This is a genomic window from Pseudocolwellia sp. G5-9, from assembly GCF_055808995.1.
The window spans coordinates 1,389,028-1,407,191 of sequence record NZ_CM147893.1 but is presented as its reverse complement, the minus strand read 5'-3'; the positions used below and the strand labels follow the sequence as shown (position 1 = coordinate 1,407,191).

Annotated in this window: 19 protein-coding genes; 10 read left to right on the top strand and 9 right to left on the bottom strand. The window is 34.8% G+C overall.

Translation table 11 applies throughout. The features are described from left to right. Positions 1-21: 21 nt before the first annotated feature. The 6 genes from AC0L5Q_RS06080 to AC0L5Q_RS06055 all read left to right on the top strand — a co-directional run bounded on the left by AC0L5Q_RS06080 (position 22) and on the right by AC0L5Q_RS06055 (position 6,768). Positions 22-507 carry a TlpA disulfide reductase family protein gene (locus AC0L5Q_RS06080; protein ID WP_473615705.1) on the top strand — a complete coding sequence of 162 codons (486 nt, stop codon included), beginning with the start codon at positions 22-24 and terminating at the stop codon, positions 505-507. Between the two features lie 64 nt (positions 508-571). Beyond that, positions 572-1,696 (top strand): M14 family metallopeptidase, encoded by a 1,125-nt coding sequence (locus AC0L5Q_RS06075; RefSeq protein ID WP_473615701.1) that lies wholly within the window; start codon positions 572-574, stop codon positions 1,694-1,696. 61 nt (positions 1,697-1,757) lie between these two features. Beyond that, on the top strand, positions 1,758-3,242 hold the full coding sequence (locus tag AC0L5Q_RS06070) for an alanine/glycine:cation symporter family protein (protein ID WP_473615697.1): 1,485 nt from the start codon (positions 1,758-1,760) through the stop codon (positions 3,240-3,242). A gap of 90 nt (positions 3,243-3,332) precedes the next feature. After that, entirely contained in the window at positions 3,333-3,659 is a 327-nt protein-coding gene (locus tag AC0L5Q_RS06065; RefSeq protein ID WP_473615693.1) for a hypothetical protein, read from the top strand. Positions 3,660-3,694: 35 nt separating this feature from the next. Next, complete coding sequence (locus AC0L5Q_RS06060) at positions 3,695-3,970, top strand: YeaC family protein (protein ID WP_473615690.1); 276 nt, start codon at positions 3,695-3,697, stop codon at positions 3,968-3,970. Continuing rightward, the gene (locus AC0L5Q_RS06055) at positions 3,967-6,768 is read left to right on the top strand and encodes a DUF349 domain-containing protein (RefSeq protein WP_473615686.1); all 2,802 of its coding nucleotides are present in this window, start codon (positions 3,967-3,969) and stop codon (positions 6,766-6,768) included. Before AC0L5Q_RS06060 ends, AC0L5Q_RS06055 begins: the two co-directional genes overlap by 4 nt. 83 nt (positions 6,769-6,851) lie before the next feature. On the opposite strand, the gene bcp is transcribed toward AC0L5Q_RS06055, so the two are convergent. Both bcp and AC0L5Q_RS06045 read right to left on the bottom strand, forming a co-directional pair. After that, positions 6,852-7,319 (bottom strand): thioredoxin-dependent thiol peroxidase, encoded by a 468-nt coding sequence (bcp, locus tag AC0L5Q_RS06050; protein WP_473615681.1) that lies wholly within the window; start codon positions 7,317-7,319, stop codon positions 6,852-6,854. Between the two features lie 41 nt (positions 7,320-7,360). Beyond that, positions 7,361-7,888: a glycine cleavage system transcriptional repressor gene (locus tag AC0L5Q_RS06045; RefSeq protein WP_076418754.1), complete on the bottom strand. Its 528-nt coding sequence runs from the start codon at positions 7,886-7,888 to the stop codon at positions 7,361-7,363. Positions 7,889-8,250: 362 nt separating this feature from the next. Here AC0L5Q_RS06045 and bamC point away from each other — a divergent pair, with 362 nt between their 5' ends. Beyond that, positions 8,251-9,342, top strand: coding sequence for an outer membrane protein assembly factor BamC (bamC, locus tag AC0L5Q_RS06040; RefSeq protein ID WP_473615675.1), 1,092 nt, complete (start codon positions 8,251-8,253; stop codon positions 9,340-9,342). Positions 9,343-9,399: 57 nt separating this feature from the next. Here the strand turns inward: bamC and AC0L5Q_RS06035 are convergent, their stop codons facing one another. After that, positions 9,400-10,293: a LysR family transcriptional regulator gene (locus AC0L5Q_RS06035; protein WP_473615670.1), complete on the bottom strand. Its 894-nt coding sequence runs from the start codon at positions 10,291-10,293 to the stop codon at positions 9,400-9,402. Between the two features lie 117 nt (positions 10,294-10,410). On the opposite strand from AC0L5Q_RS06035, the gene AC0L5Q_RS06030 reads away from it, so the two are divergent. Genes AC0L5Q_RS06030 through AC0L5Q_RS06020 form a run of 3 tightly spaced genes read left to right on the top strand, consistent with a single transcriptional unit; the run spans position 10,411 to position 11,631 of the window. Then, on the top strand, positions 10,411-11,040 hold the full coding sequence (locus AC0L5Q_RS06030) for a glutathione S-transferase family protein (protein ID WP_473615668.1): 630 nt from the start codon (positions 10,411-10,413) through the stop codon (positions 11,038-11,040). Continuing rightward, positions 11,037-11,417, top strand: coding sequence for a nuclear transport factor 2 family protein (locus AC0L5Q_RS06025; RefSeq protein WP_473615664.1), 381 nt, complete (start codon positions 11,037-11,039; stop codon positions 11,415-11,417). The genes AC0L5Q_RS06030 and AC0L5Q_RS06025 overlap by 4 nt, the downstream gene beginning before the upstream one ends. A gap of 10 nt (positions 11,418-11,427) precedes the next feature. Further along, entirely contained in the window at positions 11,428-11,631 is a 204-nt protein-coding gene (locus AC0L5Q_RS06020; protein WP_473615659.1) for a tautomerase family protein, read from the top strand. A gap of 70 nt (positions 11,632-11,701) precedes the next feature. Here the strand turns inward: AC0L5Q_RS06020 and AC0L5Q_RS06015 are convergent, their stop codons facing one another. The 6 genes from AC0L5Q_RS06015 to AC0L5Q_RS05990 form a co-directional block, all read right to left on the bottom strand. Further along, positions 11,702-11,917: a hypothetical protein gene (locus AC0L5Q_RS06015; RefSeq protein ID WP_473615655.1), complete on the bottom strand. Its 216-nt coding sequence runs from the start codon at positions 11,915-11,917 to the stop codon at positions 11,702-11,704. After that, entirely contained in the window at positions 11,914-12,600 is a 687-nt protein-coding gene (locus AC0L5Q_RS06010) for a M15 family metallopeptidase (protein ID WP_473615651.1), read from the bottom strand. The genes AC0L5Q_RS06015 and AC0L5Q_RS06010 overlap by 4 nt, the downstream gene beginning before the upstream one ends. Before the next feature lie 2 nt (positions 12,601-12,602). Continuing rightward, positions 12,603-13,742, bottom strand: a complete 1,140-nt coding sequence (gene dapE / locus AC0L5Q_RS06005; RefSeq protein WP_473615647.1) for a succinyl-diaminopimelate desuccinylase — start codon at positions 13,740-13,742, stop codon at positions 12,603-12,605. Next, entirely contained in the window at positions 13,739-14,083 is a 345-nt protein-coding gene (locus AC0L5Q_RS06000) for an ArsC family reductase (RefSeq protein ID WP_473615643.1), read from the bottom strand. Before AC0L5Q_RS06000 ends, dapE begins: the two co-directional genes overlap by 4 nt. A 420-nt stretch (positions 14,084-14,503) precedes the next feature. Beyond that, positions 14,504-16,615: a phosphate acetyltransferase gene (pta, locus tag AC0L5Q_RS05995; RefSeq protein ID WP_473615640.1), complete on the bottom strand. Its 2,112-nt coding sequence runs from the start codon at positions 16,613-16,615 to the stop codon at positions 14,504-14,506. A 2-nt stretch (positions 16,616-16,617) separates the two neighbouring features. Then, the gene (locus tag AC0L5Q_RS05990) at positions 16,618-17,829 is read right to left on the bottom strand and encodes an acetate kinase (protein WP_473615636.1); all 1,212 of its coding nucleotides are present in this window, start codon (positions 17,827-17,829) and stop codon (positions 16,618-16,620) included. Between the last annotated feature and the right edge of the window lie 335 nt (positions 17,830-18,164).

Here is an 18,164-nt window from a genome sequence, read left to right as displayed (position 1 = left end):
TCGTTTTAAAGGAGTGTCAGAGTGATCCGTAGCCTTGCTATACAAGTTGCAATTTTTGTTATTATTTTTAATGTTATCTCGTGGTTTAGGGCAACATCTATGTTGTCTACTGAAACACAGTTATCACCAGAACCTCAAATATTCACCACATTAATGAATGATAAAATTCAACTATTGGTTAAAGACAAAAAAACGATAATTTATTTTTTTGCTCCTTGGTGTCAGGTTTGTCATTTTAGTATCGAAAACCTTGAGGAGTTTTATTTAGAAAACCAAGACATGAATGTAGTAGCGGTAGCCTTGGACTTTATGGATATACAAGAAGTAAGAGACTTCGCCAGCCAACACGAGCTAACATTCCCAATCGTATTAGGAAATGAAGAAATTAAACAGCAGTTTAGTATAAGTGCTTATCCTAGTTACTATGTTATAGATGAAAATAATAACGTGGTAGAAAAGTCACTAGGTTACTCTTCAAAAATAGGAATGTATTTACGTACGCTTTAGATCTTTTGATCTGAGATGTGATTGTGTACACTTATGCTTTCTAGATTTCAAAAGCTTATATGTTATGCAAATCACATCAAATTTCGATAGTGGAAATATTCACGTTGTTCAAGCATCAAACCCGTCAAATATTCAGTTAGAAATCAAAAAAGATAATCAGTCAGAGTTTTTTCAGTGGTTTCATTTTAAGTTACACAACACCAACCGTTGTGAACATATTCTTAATATTATAAATGCAAGCCAGTCAGCCTACGTAAAAGGTTGGGAAGGTTATCAAGCGGTTGCGTCTTATGATCGTCAAGAATGGTTTCGAGTACCTACCACTTATGATGGAGAGCAATTAACGATCACGTTAACACCTGAATTTGATTCCGTGTATTTTGCTTATTTTTGTCCTTATAGTTATGAGCGCCATCAAGATCTTATTCATACCGCGCAATTAGACATAGATTGTCAACTAGACGTATTAGGGCAAACATTAGATGGTCGCGACATGTCACTACTTGTTGTTGGTGAACCGAGTGATGAGAAGAAAAAAGTATGGATCACTGCCAGACAACACCCAGGTGAAACGATGGCTGAGTGGTTTATGGAAGGTTTTATCGATAGATTGCTTGATGAAGACGATGGAGTTGCTCGCTCTTTGTTAAATAAAGCGGTATTTTATCTTGTGCCTAATATGAATCCTGATGGAGGCGTAAGAGGGCATTTACGAACCAATGCTGCAGGCGTTAACTTAAATAGAGAATGGCAAAACCCTTCTTTAGAAAATAGTCCTGAAGTGTACTTAGTTCGAGAAAGAATGTTAGAAACAGGCGTAGATCTTCATTTAGATATACATGGAGATGAAGCCCTACCGTTTAATTTTGTTTCAGGTTCTGAAGGTATTCCGTCTTACGATGAACGCTTGAAAAATCTAGAAGATAAATTTAAGCAAATATTGTTGGCCATTACACCTGAATTTCAAGACGATATAGGTTATTCCAAAGATGCACCTGGCGAAGCTAATTTAACACTTGCTTCAAATTGGGTAGGAGAACAATTTAAATGTTTAGCCTATACTGTTGAAATGCCTTTTAAAGACAATGAATTACTGCCCGATTACAGCGTTGGTTGGTCTGATGAACGTAGTAGTTTATTTGGTCGTGATTTTTTAACGGCTATTCATCACGTTATTAGCGATGTATAAATTGTAAAAACATAACGCGGTTAACTTAAAAATAATAATGATAAAAGAGTAGGAGAACTCAGTGCAAGAATTAGTGAATACACTTAATAGTTTTATTTGGAGCCCCGCGTTAATTTATTTATGTTTAGGCGCAGGTGTTTTTTTCTCCATAGTTACACGTTTTGTACAAGTTCGACAAATTAAAGAAATGTGGCGTTTACTCGTTACAGGTAAAAGTTCGAAAAAAGGTATTTCATCGTTTCAAGCATTAGCTGTTTCGTTATCTGGCCGAGTAGGAACGGGTAATATTGCAGGGGTTGCTGCCGCTATTGGTTTTGGTGGCCCTGGTGCTGTTTTTTGGATGTGGGTTGTTGCCTTTTTTGGTGCTTCTACAGCCTATATAGAATCAGCCAACGCTCAAATTTATAAAGAAGAAGTTAACGGTGTTTATCGTGGTGGCCCAGCTTACTATATTGAAAAAGCTACAGGACAAAAGTGGTACGCTTGGTTATTTGCTTTATCAACCATTTTAGCTTGTGGTGCGTTACTTCCTACAGTGCAGTCAAATAGTCTTGGCGAAGCTGCCGTTATGGTTTTTGGTAAAGGAGACATGTTAAGCACGTTTTTTGGTGACATAGCATTGACTAAATTAATCACCGCAACAGCTATCGTTATATTGCTTGGTTTTATTATATTTGGTGGTATTAAACGTATTGCTAACTTTACCCAAGTTGTTGTTCCTTTTATGGCTTTTGCCTACATTATTATCGCCTGTATTATTATTGCACTACATATTGATAGATTACCTAGTATTTTTATGCTCATTATTAACGATGCCTTTTCTCCTATGGCTGGCGTTGGTGCTGCAATTGGTTGGGGTGTCAAACGTGGTGTTTATTCTAATGAAGCAGGGCAAGGTACAGGTCCTCATGCCGCTGCAGCAGCTGAAGTTCAGCATCCCGCACAACAAGGTTTAGTACAATCATTTTCTGTTTATGTAGATACTATTTTTGTTTGTTCAGCCACTGCCTTTATGATCCTTATTACACAGTCGTACAATGTAAAACTTGAAGGTGAAACAAGTTTTATCGTGCAAAACATTGCTGGCGACATTGCCGCGAATAGTCCGGCATTTACTCAAATTGCAGTAGAAAGTATGTTTAAAGGAATAGGTAAGCCATTTATTGCCTTAGCCTTATTCTTCTTCGCGTTTACGACCTTACTGGCTTATTATTTTATTGCTGAAAACAATGTAGTTTACATTGAACGCACCTTAAAAATCCCAGGTTTAACTTTTATGTTAAAAGTACTTATTATGTCAGCAACCTTTTACGGAACCATAAAAGCTGCTGATGTTGCATGGGGGATGGGCGATGTAGGTGTAGGGCTCATGGCTTGGTTAAATATTATTGGTATTATTGTTATGTTTTTTATTGCTAAGCCTGCAATTAAAGCATTAAAAGATTATGAAAAACAAAAAAAGGCGGGTGTCGAAAATTACACATTTGATCCAATAAAGCTAGGAATCAAAAATGCTAAATTTTGGGAAGATAGATTAAAAAAATAATCGAGGAAATAACTCAAAATCTTTAAATTAAACGCCCACTAGGGCGTTTTTTTTTGTAGAATACACGGGTATTTATTGTGTGAGATTATTATGGCCGTTATTAATTGTCCTAGTTGTAAAAAAAAGATATCAGATAAAGCAAAAACCTGTACTCATTGTAGTATTGAAATAGCCGGTATCGATCAATCTAAATTAGCCCTTCTAAAACAAACCAATGCTATTAAACAGCAACAAAAATTAATGACACATTCTTTTATTGCAATGTTGTTATTTTGTGGTGGTTTTTTATTCTTTTATTTAAAAGATGCGCAACCAGGTACCATCGAATATATAGGGTCTATAGCAAGTACAGTACTTGGCTTTATTCTTTATCTTGTAACTCGCGTAAGACTTCTTCTTTTAAAACGTAGCAAATAGCGTTAACGATTAATAACATCTAGCAGAGTAAAATTATGAATATTATACAGCTTGTTGAAAATATGGATGAAAGCATGTATTTACGATTAAAACATGCCGCAGAAACAGGTAAGTGGCCAGAAGGTACCAAAGTAGATCAAGCCCAACGAGATTCGTCACTACAAATAGTAATGGCCTATCAAGCTAAACACTTAAACTCTGATGAAATGCTAACAATCGGTGCTAATGGTGAAATAGTAACAAAAACTAAACGTGAACTTAAAGAAGCGTTTTCCGACCAAAATAATATTGCTAGGTTTTCTGATATATGATTTTTTCGAAGTTTTTTAAAGCAAAATGGCAACACAAAGACAGTAACGTACGTATAACCGCTATAAGTGATTTAAATATAGCCAACCCTGAAGATAAAAACATTCTCATCAATTTAGCTCAGCAAGATGAAAACGAGCTAGTTAGGCGCACCGCATTAATTAAGTTAGCCGATTTCGACCTTTGGCTAAATGAAAGTGATAACAACAGCAATAAAAAAGTAAAAGAATACGCACAAAAGCAAGTCACTAAAATACTTTCGGGTAATCATCAAATAACGTTATCAGACGAAAGAAAGTTAAAGTATATTCAAACCGTAAAAAGTTTAGCAGGATTGGAAGCATGGTTAACCACAGAAACAAATGAAAAACTAGTTATCGCTTTATATGAAAAAATTAACAAGCCACAACTGTTAACGTCTGTTTTTACTCAAAAGCCACAACTTGCTATTCAACGTTATTTATTAGAAAAAGTCACTGATAAATCGCAATTTGAAAAACTCGCTAAAAAAGCCTGTAACGAAGAAATTACCGCAGAAATTAATAATAAAATAGCTGAAATTGATCGTCTATTAGAATTACCGAAAGCCCTTAGTAAAAAAACACAATTAAATTTATCTAAATTTTTAGCATTAACTGACGTAGCTGATTACGGTGTTATGTTAAGTAAAAAAGAAGAATTACTGGCTGAATGGCAAAGTCTATCAAGTGAATTTGATTGTTTAACTGAGCAAGAAAAAGACGTGTTTATAACTAAGCACGCCACTATTGAAACACAGCTAGATAAAATATTTGCGCCAAAAGCTGAAGCTTATCAACAAAAGCTGATTGCTGATAAACTGGCTGAAGAACAACAAGCCGCTAAAGTGTTTTTTGAGAAAGAAATCGCTCAAATCAACCAATCATTAACCACGTCTATTTTTGAAGATGCTGAAGTTGACGAAATGTTATTTGAGCTAACGTTTACTCGTATTACTCAACAGTTAAATGAATCTGTTTTAAGTAGCGCTGACAAAAAGCACTTTTCAAACGAGTTAAAACAGCAACAAGATAAATTGAAACAAATTCCTAATATTGCGAAATCAGTAACGGATGCGACTCAACTTATCGCCAAAATATCTCAACTAGCTTTACCTAGCAGTAATGAAGAGTTTAATGAACGTCAGCCTATTTATAATGATTGGTTAAGCCAATGGAAAATTGTTGAGAAGCAAGCGTCTGGCGTTTTACCTGAATCTATTACTAATGCCCAAAAAGAAATCGCTTTAGCATGGAATGCCGGATTAGCGCCTTTTGTCGCAGAACAGAAAAAACAATTTAGTCAAGTTCAAAAGAAAATCAACGAGTTAAAACGTTTTATTTCAGGTGGTAAATATAATATTGCATTTGGTATTTTTAAACGCATTGAAAAATCGTTTGAGCAATTATCTGATAAGCAAAAAAGTAGAATTCAAAAAGATTTTGATGCTGTTAGCGAAAAAATGGCTGAGTTAAGTGATTGGGAGCATTATATTGCTACACCACGTAAACAAGAACTTTTAGAAGAAATACAAGCGCTTGTTAAAACACCACTTGATAATCCAAACGACCAAGCAGCTAAAGTAAAAGAATATAGAACTAAATGGAATTCTTTAGGTCATGCTGATGATGATATTGAACGACAATTAAATACTGACTTTAATGAGTACTGCGAACAAGCATTTGCACCGTGTCGTTTATATTATAAAGAACAAGAAAAAATAAGAGAGTTGCACTTGTCAGCTCGATTAGCCGTATTAAACGAAATCACAGAATTTGTACAAACATGCGAACAAGAACCTGTTGACTGGAAAGAGGTTGATGTACAACTCAATAAGTTTCAACAACAATGGCAAGCTGCTGGAGAGGTTGAACGCGGTAAATATAAAGAAATTCAAGCGCAATATAATGAACTAGTACAACCTATTAAAAAGCGTTTACGTGCTTATCATGATGATAATGCCGTATTAAAAAAATCGTTAATTGAAAACGCCATTAAAGCGTCAGAAAACGACGATATTTTTGCTGCAATAAATACAGTTAAAGATCTGCAAAACCAGTGGAAAAACATTGGTTACAGTGGTGTTAAGCATGAAAATAAACTGTGGAAAGAGTTTAGAGCAGTAAACGACGCCTTGTTTAAAAAGCGTGATGAAGTACAAGAAATTAATAAAGCCGAGCATCAAACACTGCTTGATCAACTTAATACGCAATTAAACGATTTACAAATTGCGACTAAAAGCTATGAAAATATCAATGAATTAACTACGGCTCAATCAGATGCTCAAGCTATATTATCGCAAGCACTCAGTATTAAACCGGTTAATAAAAAGTTTGTACATAAAATTGAAGCGTTTATATCAGCAATTAACGATAAAATTAATCAAATTAATGATAATAAAGAAAAACAAACATGGCATGCTATTTTTGCTGTGCTTGAAAACATGGCCCAAGAAGACGCAAATGCTGAAGAGATTCAAGCAACAGAAACTTTTAATCAAATGTCGCTGGCTTGGAAAAAACGTTTAACAGATGTTATGCAAAAGTCTGAACAGGTTGATCGACTTGAAGACACCTTAATGCTTGAGATTTTTGCAGGGCAAGAATCACCAGAAACATACAAAGCTGAGCGTATGCAAGTTCAAGTAAAACTTATGCAAGAACAAATGGTTTCAGGCAACACTGTTGATTTACAAGCCAGCTTTATTTCGTGGTTACAAAAGGGGGCTATTAATCAAACCGACTTAGCCTTGATAGAACGTATTAAACCTATTTATTGTTAATAGGGAAGCGAACAATTGAACATTAAAAAACCAACTCGAATGAGTTGGTTTTTTTATTTTACTTAAGTTTTAAATAGGAAGACTTAAGCCTTAATAACCTCAAGCACAACTTCATGGTGATCTTTAGTTTTAAACTTATTAAATACATGGCTGATGTTGCCGTCTAAGCCAATTAAAAAGCTTAAACGATGAATGCCGTCGTATTCTTTTCCCATGAATTTTTTCAAGCCCCAAACGCCAAAGTCGTCAGCTACTTTATGTTTAGGATCTGATAACAATGTGAAATTTAATTCATCACGCACACAAAATTTAGCTAAACGTTTAGGTTCGTCAGGGCTAATACCAAATACCACGGTATTTAAAGCATCAAGTTGTTCTTTGCTATCGCGTAAACCTTGAGCTTGCACGGTACAGCCAGGTGTCATCGCTTTTGGATAAAAATAAACTAATACTTGTTTTTTACCTATGTAAGAGGCGAGGGATACTTCTTTTTCGTTTTCATCAAGTAATGTAAAAAGGGGAGCTTTTTCACCTACGGTAATTGTTTTCATGAGAGAACCTTAATATGTGCGGTTAAAAGTAAATGATTAAATTATAAGAGATTTGAATTAGCGGGTTTAATGCAGCCTTGAACGCCTATTTGTGCACATAATTCAATAAAATCGCCTTCTAGAACATCAATACTAGTATCTTCTGTTAGAGCAATTAAAATGGTTGCGCTTGTGGTGCTGTCTTTAGGGTCAATAACAGATTTTAAAGAGGATATATCTATTTTGCGTGCAGTAAAGAATGCGGTAACCGATTTAAGTATACCTGGTTGATCTATACCTGCGTATTGCACTTCATAATGATGAGTGAAATCAAGCGGTTTATAACCAGAAGTACGCTTCATCATGGTAATTAACTCGAGTTTATGAGAGATAATTGGAAACTTAGATTCAATTAAGTTAATGGCTTTTGCGCTTCCTTCTAATAGCATGATCAGGGTGAATTCTTCACCAAAAATAGCCATTCTGCTGTCAATAATGTTGCAGCCACATTTGCTCGCGAGCTTTATTATTTCGCTAACGCTGCCCGTACGATCTGAGCCCATAGCATTTAGCACTAAATATTGAGACATTGTGTGAAATAACCTTTTAAATTATGTGATTTATTCATTTTGTTCAGAGGTTGCATTGTATCTCATATAACATTCATTAGTACACTAATAGAGCGACTTACAGATAATATTTAAAATTTATTACCGTGGTTTCTTGTGTTTGTAAAATGAGGCAAGTACCATGACGCATTAGTTCAAACCAATGTTGTAGTTAAATATTCAGTTTTGTTTGAACTTAATCCTATATTTGTTATCCAAGTTGATAGTTTTTAATAGATAATTTTAAGTAAACTTATCTAAACAACGTATATTTTATTCGGTTAACATCCATTGTAATATTAATTGTTACACATGAGATTCAGATGGTATCCGCAGGAGTTTTAATGAATCGTAAATTATTTTGTATTTCGCTATTAAGTTTATCTATAACAACGGCGTGTAGTAATGTGAGCAACAAGCAAGCTCATGGAAATTTTGATTACGCTAATAGAGATGAGGTCAAACCTTTAACGATTCCTGAAGGGTTAATTAAACCTAAACAACACCCCGATTTTTATGTACCTGACGTTGCTAATTCAAATGCACCTGTTGGTGATAAAATGGATATTAGAGCACCTGCTTTAGTTATACCTATTGCTGCAGCATCTAGAATTGAAGGTAACGAAGGTGAACCTCAAGTTTGGTTTGATCAAGTGATTGACGATAAAGACTTATTAGACTTTATTCGAAGCGCTGTTAAATCTCAATTAGCTACTGATAATGTTGCGTTAACTCCGGTTGGTTCAGACAATCTTATATTTGAGTCAGATTGGTATATAACTGAAAAAGAAGAGGGTTTTTGGTTTTTAAAAGAAGTAGTAGAAACCGAAAGTAAGCGTTTTAAATATACTTTAGATACTAAACCTCATGGTAGAAGTGTTGCTATTAAAGTTGATTTAATCGATTACTCTAAAAAAGATGAAAACGGAACCATTACTGAAATTAACCCTATCGACGAACATCGTGCTGAAATGGCTATGTTAAATGATTTGATTGGTGAGGTTGATTACCAATACCGTATTTATAAGCATGAGCTATTACAGTCGAAAGCAAATGAAACGATTGTTACTGTAGGGAAAAACAAGCAAAACGAACCTGCATTTATTGTGGATATGGAATTAGATTCACTATGGACTAGTGTGCCTACATTCTTTAGTGATAATGGTTTTGAAGTAACTGATTTGAATGAAAGTAAGCATATTTACTATGTTGATTTTGCTAAACCCGAACAAGGTTTTTGGGACAGCATTTGGGGTGATGATAAACCTGTGCTTGATTTAGCCAATGGTAAATATAAATTTATATTTACTGATATAGAAAAAGAAACAGCGGTAACTATTTTAGATGAAGCAGAAAACGCATTACCTGCTAAAACGCTAGAGGCTATTTTACCTGTGATGAAATCAGGTTTATCTTTTGAAAACTTATTTCAATAATCAGCTGTTAGTTAATAATACTGATTATTAACTTTTAGATTGATGTTTATTAAAGCTCTACTTCGGTAGGGCTTTTTTGTTATTTTCAAACCATTGCTGAGTATACGCTATGCACTGTACGAGTTTTGCTGGCACAAATTGCCTAGCGGGGTATAAAGCATAAAGCGTAATTTTAGGTTTAGCTATGTTAGGTAGCACCTCCACCACTTGTTTTTTATTTATTGCCTCTCGGCATATAAAGTCAGGTATATAACCAATACCTAAACCTCGTTTAATTGTTTCCATCATAAATAATGTATTGTTTACTTTTAAGTTTCCTTTGATAGTAACCCCACCTTCGATAGGCCATACATTTTTATCTTGAAAGTAACTATAAATAAAACAATTATGCTGATTAAGATCTTGAGAGCATGTTATTGCCGGTGATTTTTGAAGGTATTCTGATGTAGCACATATTCTATACGTAAATTGTGTTATGGGTTTGCCAACATAGATTGAATCTATAGGTTTACTGGAAGCTCTAAATGCTAAATCGAAACCTTGTTCAACTAAATCTATATTTTCATCAGATAGATGGATATCAAGTTCAATCTCAGGGTTTTCAATCATAAAGTCAGCAAATAAGCTAGATAAATCGGTTATTCCTAAAGCCATTGGAATATTTATTTTAAGTTTTCCTCGTAAATTTTTATGTAAATCTTGTACAAAATTATCGGCATCATCTAATTTTTCCAAAATACTTTTCGCTCGTAATAAGTAGTTTTCACCCACATGAGTTAATTGCACATTTCTTGTCGAACGGTGTAATAAACGTACACCTAAACTAGTTTCTAAACGAGAGATTTCCTTGCTGACCATTGATTTTGAAGTATTAGTTTGCTCTGCAACACGTGTAAAGCTACCTAAACTTGCAAGGCGTACAAATAACTCTATTGCTCTAAGTTTATCCAACACAGCCTCCTTATTGTTTTTAAAATGGAAACAGTATATCTATATTGTTGCTATATATGAAATATATACATGAGGTTAATATAAGTTTTTAACTCGTATATTTTGTAAGGAAATACTATGTATACACTTTATTATTCTCAAGGTGCGTGTTCACTAGCAACGCAAATTGTGTTACTGGAATTAGATCAAAAACCGATCCTTATTGATGTAAATAAAATAGATAATTTTAATGAAATAAATCCCGTAGGAACTGTACCTGTGTTAATTGATAACACGGAGGTACTTTCAGAAGGCGCTGCAATCATCTTGTATCTTTTAGATAAACATCAAAGTTCTATGTTACCCAATATAGGTAATACACGTACCAATGCTATACAAGATATTATGTTTGCCAATGCAACTATGCACCCAGCGTACAGTAAATTATTCTTTCTTGGTAAAAGTATTATTAACAAAGAGGAAAAGATAAATGCTTTAAATATAGCGGCTAAACAGATTAATCTTTTATGGAAAGTTGTTGAGAATAAATTAAGTAATCAGCCTTTTTTAGGAGGAGATAGTTATTCAGCGGCAGATATTATGCTGACAGTGTACTCAACGTGGGGAGATTTTTTTCCTGTCGATATTGTTTATGGCGCACAAACAGAAAAAATGTTGGCTGCTATTCAATCGCTACCAAGTTTTATAAATGCTACTAACGCAGAGAAAATAAAGTCGAACTCTTATTTATCACAGGAAAGCTCATGAAAGTAACACAGAATGCTGAAAATGATTTCATGAATATTATGGCATTAATACAATGTTATTTTGATGGCTTATATTATGGTGATGTAGATAAATTAACCTCAATATTTCATAACGATGCTTGGTTAAAATCACCGGGCTTACGTCTTTCTAAAAAAGAATGGTTAGCTAATGTAGCTACAAGACCTATTCCAGCAGACTTAAAAGCAGAGTTTGCTTTTAAGTTACTTTCAATTGATGTAATACATGATCAAGCATCGGTGAAAGTTGAATGTCCATTATTCGATTATCATTACATTGATTTTCTTGGTTTATTAAAAGAAAACGGTAACTGGTTGATTGTTAATAAAATGTTTACAGATATCTCAGATAAACACTAGAGGAATTACCATGCCATATCTTAATATTAAAATTACAGATGAAAACGTTACTCGTGAGCAAAAGAAAGCGCTTATTAAGGGAGCTACTCAGTTAATGGTTGATGTTCTTAATAAAAAACCAGAAATGACTTTTGTTGTTATAGATGAGATTAATACTGATAACTGGGGGATTGGATTTGAACAAGTAACTGAGTTAAGAAAACGTTCAATATAATACCTTAATTTGTATCCCCATAAAAAACCTTTACCTTAGTAGAGTTTTTTATGGGGGGAATGAAAAATAGTTATAACTTTTTATAGGGCGAGTCTGCTTTATTACTTACCGTAGGCATTTTATGATCAGTTTTGTGGCTGCGAGGTAACGTTTCTTCAAGATCGTTTAATCCTTTTTTTCGTAAAGGCGTTTTCGCATTTTTTTGCAAGGTACTTAAATTACCAATGTAAAATAAAACGACGCCTATAATGACAATAGGAATAAGCCATTCGCCCATATCAATCATATTTCTGATCCTTTATTTATATTATGAACATATTGGCTAAGAATATGAGGTAATTTATTTAAAATAGCCTGCTTTCCTAATATGTTTGATTGCTCAATAGCTTGAGTTAATGTTTCAATGGTCATATTACATAAACACGGTTGCGCTAATGGTGCGTATGATAAATGCCAAGGTTCAACAGCCACTCCGCCTCGGTCTTCATCGTAAGGGAAGAAAAAACCGAATGTTGGTGCGTGTTGTGTTAGCCATAAACTGAGATTTTCAAAGGGGCCACCTTGCTCATATTCCCAAGGTTCTAGCTGCAATTTTTGATTTTCTAACAGTAGGTTATCGGCATAAACATCTATGTCTGTGCCCCAATGATGTCTGCTGGTACTCGGTAATGCTGAGTATACTAATATAGCGTCAACTTTTTCATTATCAGATAAATGTGTTAAATCTACTGTTTCGTTAAGCTTGTTTTTAGTGGCAAGCTCACCGCTGAATTTTCTATTCCAAATGGAGAGTTGTCTGTCGAAGCTACGATAACCACTGGCTATTTTAAGATTAAAGCCAGCGATTAGTGCAGCATCACAAAGTGATTGCCACGCTAAGAGCATGTCTTTATGAATACCAACATGCTCTGTAAGCCAAGTAATATGGTTATCACTTTGTCCGCTAAGCTGTGAGGTATTCAATAACATGTTTATTTACCTAAAACATTAACAAGAGATTGATAATAAATATCAACTAAGTTGTTTAAATCACTACATGAAACACTTTCGTTTACTTGATGAATCGTTGCGTTACACGGGCCTAATTCAATAACTTTAGCACCTGTTGGGGCAATAAATCGTCCGTCTGATGTACCACCGGCAGTAGACAACAGGGTAGGTTTACCCATAGTAGTTTCTATTGCATTGGTTACTGCATCTAACCATGGGCCAGGTTCAGTAATAAAAGGTTTGCCGTTAAAGGTCCAATTAATGTCGTATTCAAAGTTATACTTATCAAGTATTGCGTGTACTTTGTCTACAATTATTTGGTCTGTTAACTCAGTGCTGTATCTTAAGTTAAATAAAGCCGTAATATGCCCTGGTACTACATTGGTTGCACCTGTACCTGAGTTTAAGTTGGATATTTGAAAGCTTGTCGCAGGGAAAAAATCGTTACCTTCATCCCAATGACATTGGCTTAGTTCGGCTAATGCTGGCATGGCTGAGTGAATAGGGTTTTTAACATGTTCAGGATAAGCAACATGACCTTGTTTTCCATGAATAGTTAACTCACCAGAAATTGAACCACGACGACCATTTTTAATGATATCGCCTACTTCATTAGTACTAGAAGGTTCACCTACAATACAATAAGTGATTTTTTCATTACGAGCTTCTAACGTATCAATAACGCGTGTAGTGCCGTTTATAAAAGGGCCTTCTTCGTCACTGGTAATAAGGTAAGTAATTGAACCTTTATGATCTGGGTAGTCAGCTACAAAACGCTCAGTTGCTATGATCATGGCGGCTAAACTGCCTTTCATGTCTGCAGCACCACGACCATATAACATACCATCTATAATTGTTGGCTCGTATGGCGGTGTATTCCATAAGTCTAAATTACCCGCTGGAACAACATCGGTATGACCAGCAAAACAAAACACAGGATCTTGCGTACCTTTTCTTGACCATAAGTTGGTTGTGTCTTCAAACACCATAGATTCGTTATTAAACCCTATAGCGCCTAAGCGGTTTGATATAAGGTCTTGGCAGCCAGCATCTTCTGGGGTTACAGATTTACGTGAAATAAGGTCTTTTGTTAATTCAATAACGGGTGTGTTGTTACTCATAGTAAGTTTTCCTGATATAAATCGTCTTTAAAGCCAACACACGTGATGTCGTTTTTGATAAGAATAGGGCGCTTTAATAAAGTGGGTTGTTCAATTACGGCATTGAAGATTACGTCGTCAGTTAAGTTATCTTTAATTTCTGACGGTAAGTTACGAAATGTTGTACTGCGTTTATTTAATAATACATCCCAGCTGCTTCTATCAACAAAAGAAGTGAGTAGCTCAGGTGTTAAACCATCGACTCTAAAATCGTGAAATGAAAACTCAATATTATTTTTTTCTAACCATTTAAGTGATTTTTTTACGGTATCACAGTTTTTTATGCCGTAGATGGTTGTCATCTTTAACCCTTGTTATTGTTCGAAACTTAATGTGGTGAATATATACCCGTTACTACTGAAACCTGCATCTTGAATGATAACGGGTATAAATATGGTATTAGCTAATACTGAACCTATTAATGAAAGGTATAAGTAAAAGTAGCAACTAAATTTTGAATGAAATTATTTTAACATTAAAGCAATGGTAAAAGGTAGGGAGGAGAGAAATACAAGTATTTATATTACATTTTTTGAAGGTTTTATTATTAAGGATCCTATTTTTATACCCAATAATTTAATGATATCCACAAAACCTGTGGATATCATTGTTAACAACCCTTTATATGTGTATTAAGTTGCTGTTTTATAGTGTTTATATGGTGCTGTGTTGTTTTTGAACGCTTAGTTTTTTGATATATTTATACACAATTACTGTACAAATTACGTATTAGCTTGTATGGCGGTTAACGCAATTGTGTATACAATGTCATCGACTAACGCTCCTCTTGATAAATCATTCACGGGTTTTCTCATACCTTGTAGCATTGGGCCGATGCTAACAAGATCCGCGGATCGTTGCACCGCTTTATAGGTGGTATTGCCTGTATTTAAATCTGGAAATATAAATACAGTGGCTTTACCTGCTACGGGGCTATTAGGCGCTTTTTTCTTTGCAACACTTTTCATTATGGCTGCGTCGTATTGTAGTGGTCCGTCTATGATCAGATCAGGGCGCTTTTCTTTCGCTATTTTAGTCGCTAGCGTGACTTTTTCTACATCAGCCCCTGTGCCCGAAGAACCCGTGCTGTAGCTGATCATAGCAACTCTAGGTTCTATACCAAACTTGGTTGCAGAGTCTGCCGATTGAATAGCAATATCAGCAAGTTGTTCAGCATTAGGATCTGGGTTAATGGCGCAATCACCGTATATAAGGACTTGTTCGGGTAATAACATAAAAAAGATAGATGATACTAAGTTACAATTATCAGCGGTTTTAATTAATTGTAGGGCAGGTCTAATGGTATTGGCTGTGGTATTTACTGCGCCAGAGACTAAACCGTCTACTTGACCTAATTTCAGCATCATGGTCGCCAGTACTACATTGTCGGTAAGTTCTTGTTTGGCAATCGCTTCGGTTACACCTTTGTGCTTTCTTAATTCTACAAGGGGAGCGATATAATTATCTACAATGTTTTCAGGATCTGTAATAAGTAAGCCTTCAGGTAATTCAATACCTTGTTGTTCGGCAATACGTAAAATATTTTCTTTGTTACCCAATAATTGGCATCGAGCTATATTACGCTTAACGCATATTGCGGCAGCTTTTATGGTTCTTATATCTTCTCCTTCTGGCAAGATAATAAGTTTATTCGCTTTGCGAGCAAGTTCGGTTAATTTATGCCTAAAAGCCGGTGGAGATAGTAAGCTATTCTGTTGAATAGATTGCGATAAGGTGTCTAACCAGCTACCAGATAAATGATCGGTAATATGTTGTTTTACTTTTTCATGCCGTTGTATGTCATCTTTAGGAATTTCTGGTGTGAAGTTCATAAGGTAACGGGAGGTTTGCCATGTGTCAGACTTTACAGAAAGTACAGGTAAGCCAGCTTCAAGCGCCTGTTTACATAAGTCGAGTACATATTCATTAGGTACGTAACCGTTGGTTAATAATAATGCGCCTACTTTTGTACCGTTAAGTGCAGATAAACAAGTTGCAATAATTATATCGGTACGATCGCCTGGTGTAACAATTAGTCGGCTGGGTTGTAAATGGCTGACTAAGTTATCAACGGTACGCGCACAAAAACTGATACTTCTAATTCTTCTGTGTTCAAAATCTCCTTTATTAATCAGTGTTGCATTTAAATAAGTACTAATATCACAAACTCTGGGAGCAACTAAATCCATTTCCCATGGAACAGAACCCAATAGTTTAAATTGTTTGTTTTTAAAGATAGATAATGCAGGAAATAAATCGGTTGCATCATTAGACTCAATTTCATTTTCTCTGGGTAATAAACCAAATTCATCTTCATTAGGCGAATTAACTTTATTAATAATACAACCGAGTAGCTTGCTATTTTTAATTCCCCCAAAAGTTTCAGCTGTTACTTCGATACGATCTTCAAATTCTTCAGCGGTATCGTTACCCAGAGTGGTTACTAAAACAATATTGGCAGAAAGTGTTTGCGCTACATCTCGGTTAATTCTGCCTGCATAAGGTTGGCGCGTGGTAGGAATTAAACCTTCTATAATTACAACGTCGTAGTGTTGGCTAAAGTTGTCGTAGTTTTCTACTATTTTTTCAAGAATAAATTCACGTTGTCCGTCAGCCATTTGTTCTTCAACATAACTAAGAGGAATTGAGTGATCGTCGGTTGACCAACTAATATGATCTTTTTTATTTTTTAATACACTGCGAGAGGGTTGGCTAATGGGTTTGAAGTGTCCCACTTTAATTCCACGTTGTTGACACGCATGTACTAAACCAACAGCTATACTGGTAAGACCTACACCAAATCCCGCTGGAATTAACATTATTTTATGATGCATTTTTATTCCCCAGTATTCTTTAAAGAAAGTAATTGTTGTGTTTGCTCAGCAATAACAAACTCTTCGTTTGTAGGAATAACCCAGCATGAACGTGAGTTGTTAGCGGCGATATTACCGCTTTGACCAAAACGAGCTTGTTCATTTTTTTCATCATCAAGATAAAAATTAAGAATTTGTAGGTGAGATACCACCATTTTTCTAACCAACATTGAATTTTCACCGATACCGCCGGTAAAAATAATACCGTCTAGTTCTGTTAAGCTTGCAGTATAAGATGCGATAACTTTAGCTATTCTGTAGCTGAATATCGTTAATGCTAATGTTGCTCTGCAGTTTGGATCATCAGTCATTGCTTCTTCTAATGCTCTACAATCGTTACTGGTACCTGAAACGCCTAATAAACCACTTTTATTATTGAGGAGCTTATTGATTTCATCAGTTGAATAACCCAGCTTATTCACTAAATAAAAAATAATGTTTGAGTCAATATCGCCGCAACGTGTTCCCATCATGACACCTTCGTTGGGTGTAAAACCTAAACTTGTGTCTACACTTTTGCCATTTTTTATTGCGGTAATACTACAACCGTTACCTAAATGGGCTGAAATAAAGTTACATTGTTCAATAGGCTTGTTAATTAATTTTGCTGCTTCAGCGGATACAAAATAATGGCTAGTTCCATGAAAACCATAACGCCTAATACTATGTTCTTCATATAACTCATAAGGTAAGCCGTAGATAAAAGCTTTAGAGGGAAGTGTTTGATGAAAAGCGGTGTCAAAAATGGCAACTTGCGGAAGTGATTCAAATGCTTTTTCGCAAACCGTAATACCCATTAAATTGGCTGGATTATGCAAAGGAGCTAATCGAGATAAAGAGCCGATTATTTGTTTTACTTCATCAGTAATTAATGTGGGCGTACTATAGTTTTCTCCACCATGAACCACTCGGTGACCAATAGCGATAATGTTATCATTAAAGTCAAAAGCTTTTAATTCATCAACGAGTATTGCTATGGCTAAACTATGGTCATAAGGAGCTACAATATTTTTAACAATAACGTCTTCTTTATACTTTATTTTGATAGTGGCTTTATCTGAAAACAACTGCTCAGCCAGACCGGTTAAAATAGTCTTAGTTGATTTGGGATTGATTAAAGAAAATTTAAGTGAAGAACTACCGCAGTTAATAACCAGAATAAGTTGTTTTGTCATCTAAAACGCCTATATATTATTTAAATTAATATTCTTAAACTAACTATAGAAGATGAAAATTTAAAAACATTGATTTAATACAATAAAGCTTAAAACAACATGAATTTTTAAAGGTTTTTCAAGATATTTTTCAGGATAAGTTAAATGCTTATTTTTATATCGCTATATTGAGGTGATTTATCTGAATTTAAGGGAAATAATATTTAAATAAGAATATAATAAGAACCCGTTATACTAATAAATTAGTAATTGAAAAGTTTGTATTCTTACATACCACTTATTTTTATTTAAAATTAAGTAAGTGGTTATGAACATATTAATGATGTTTGGAGAAA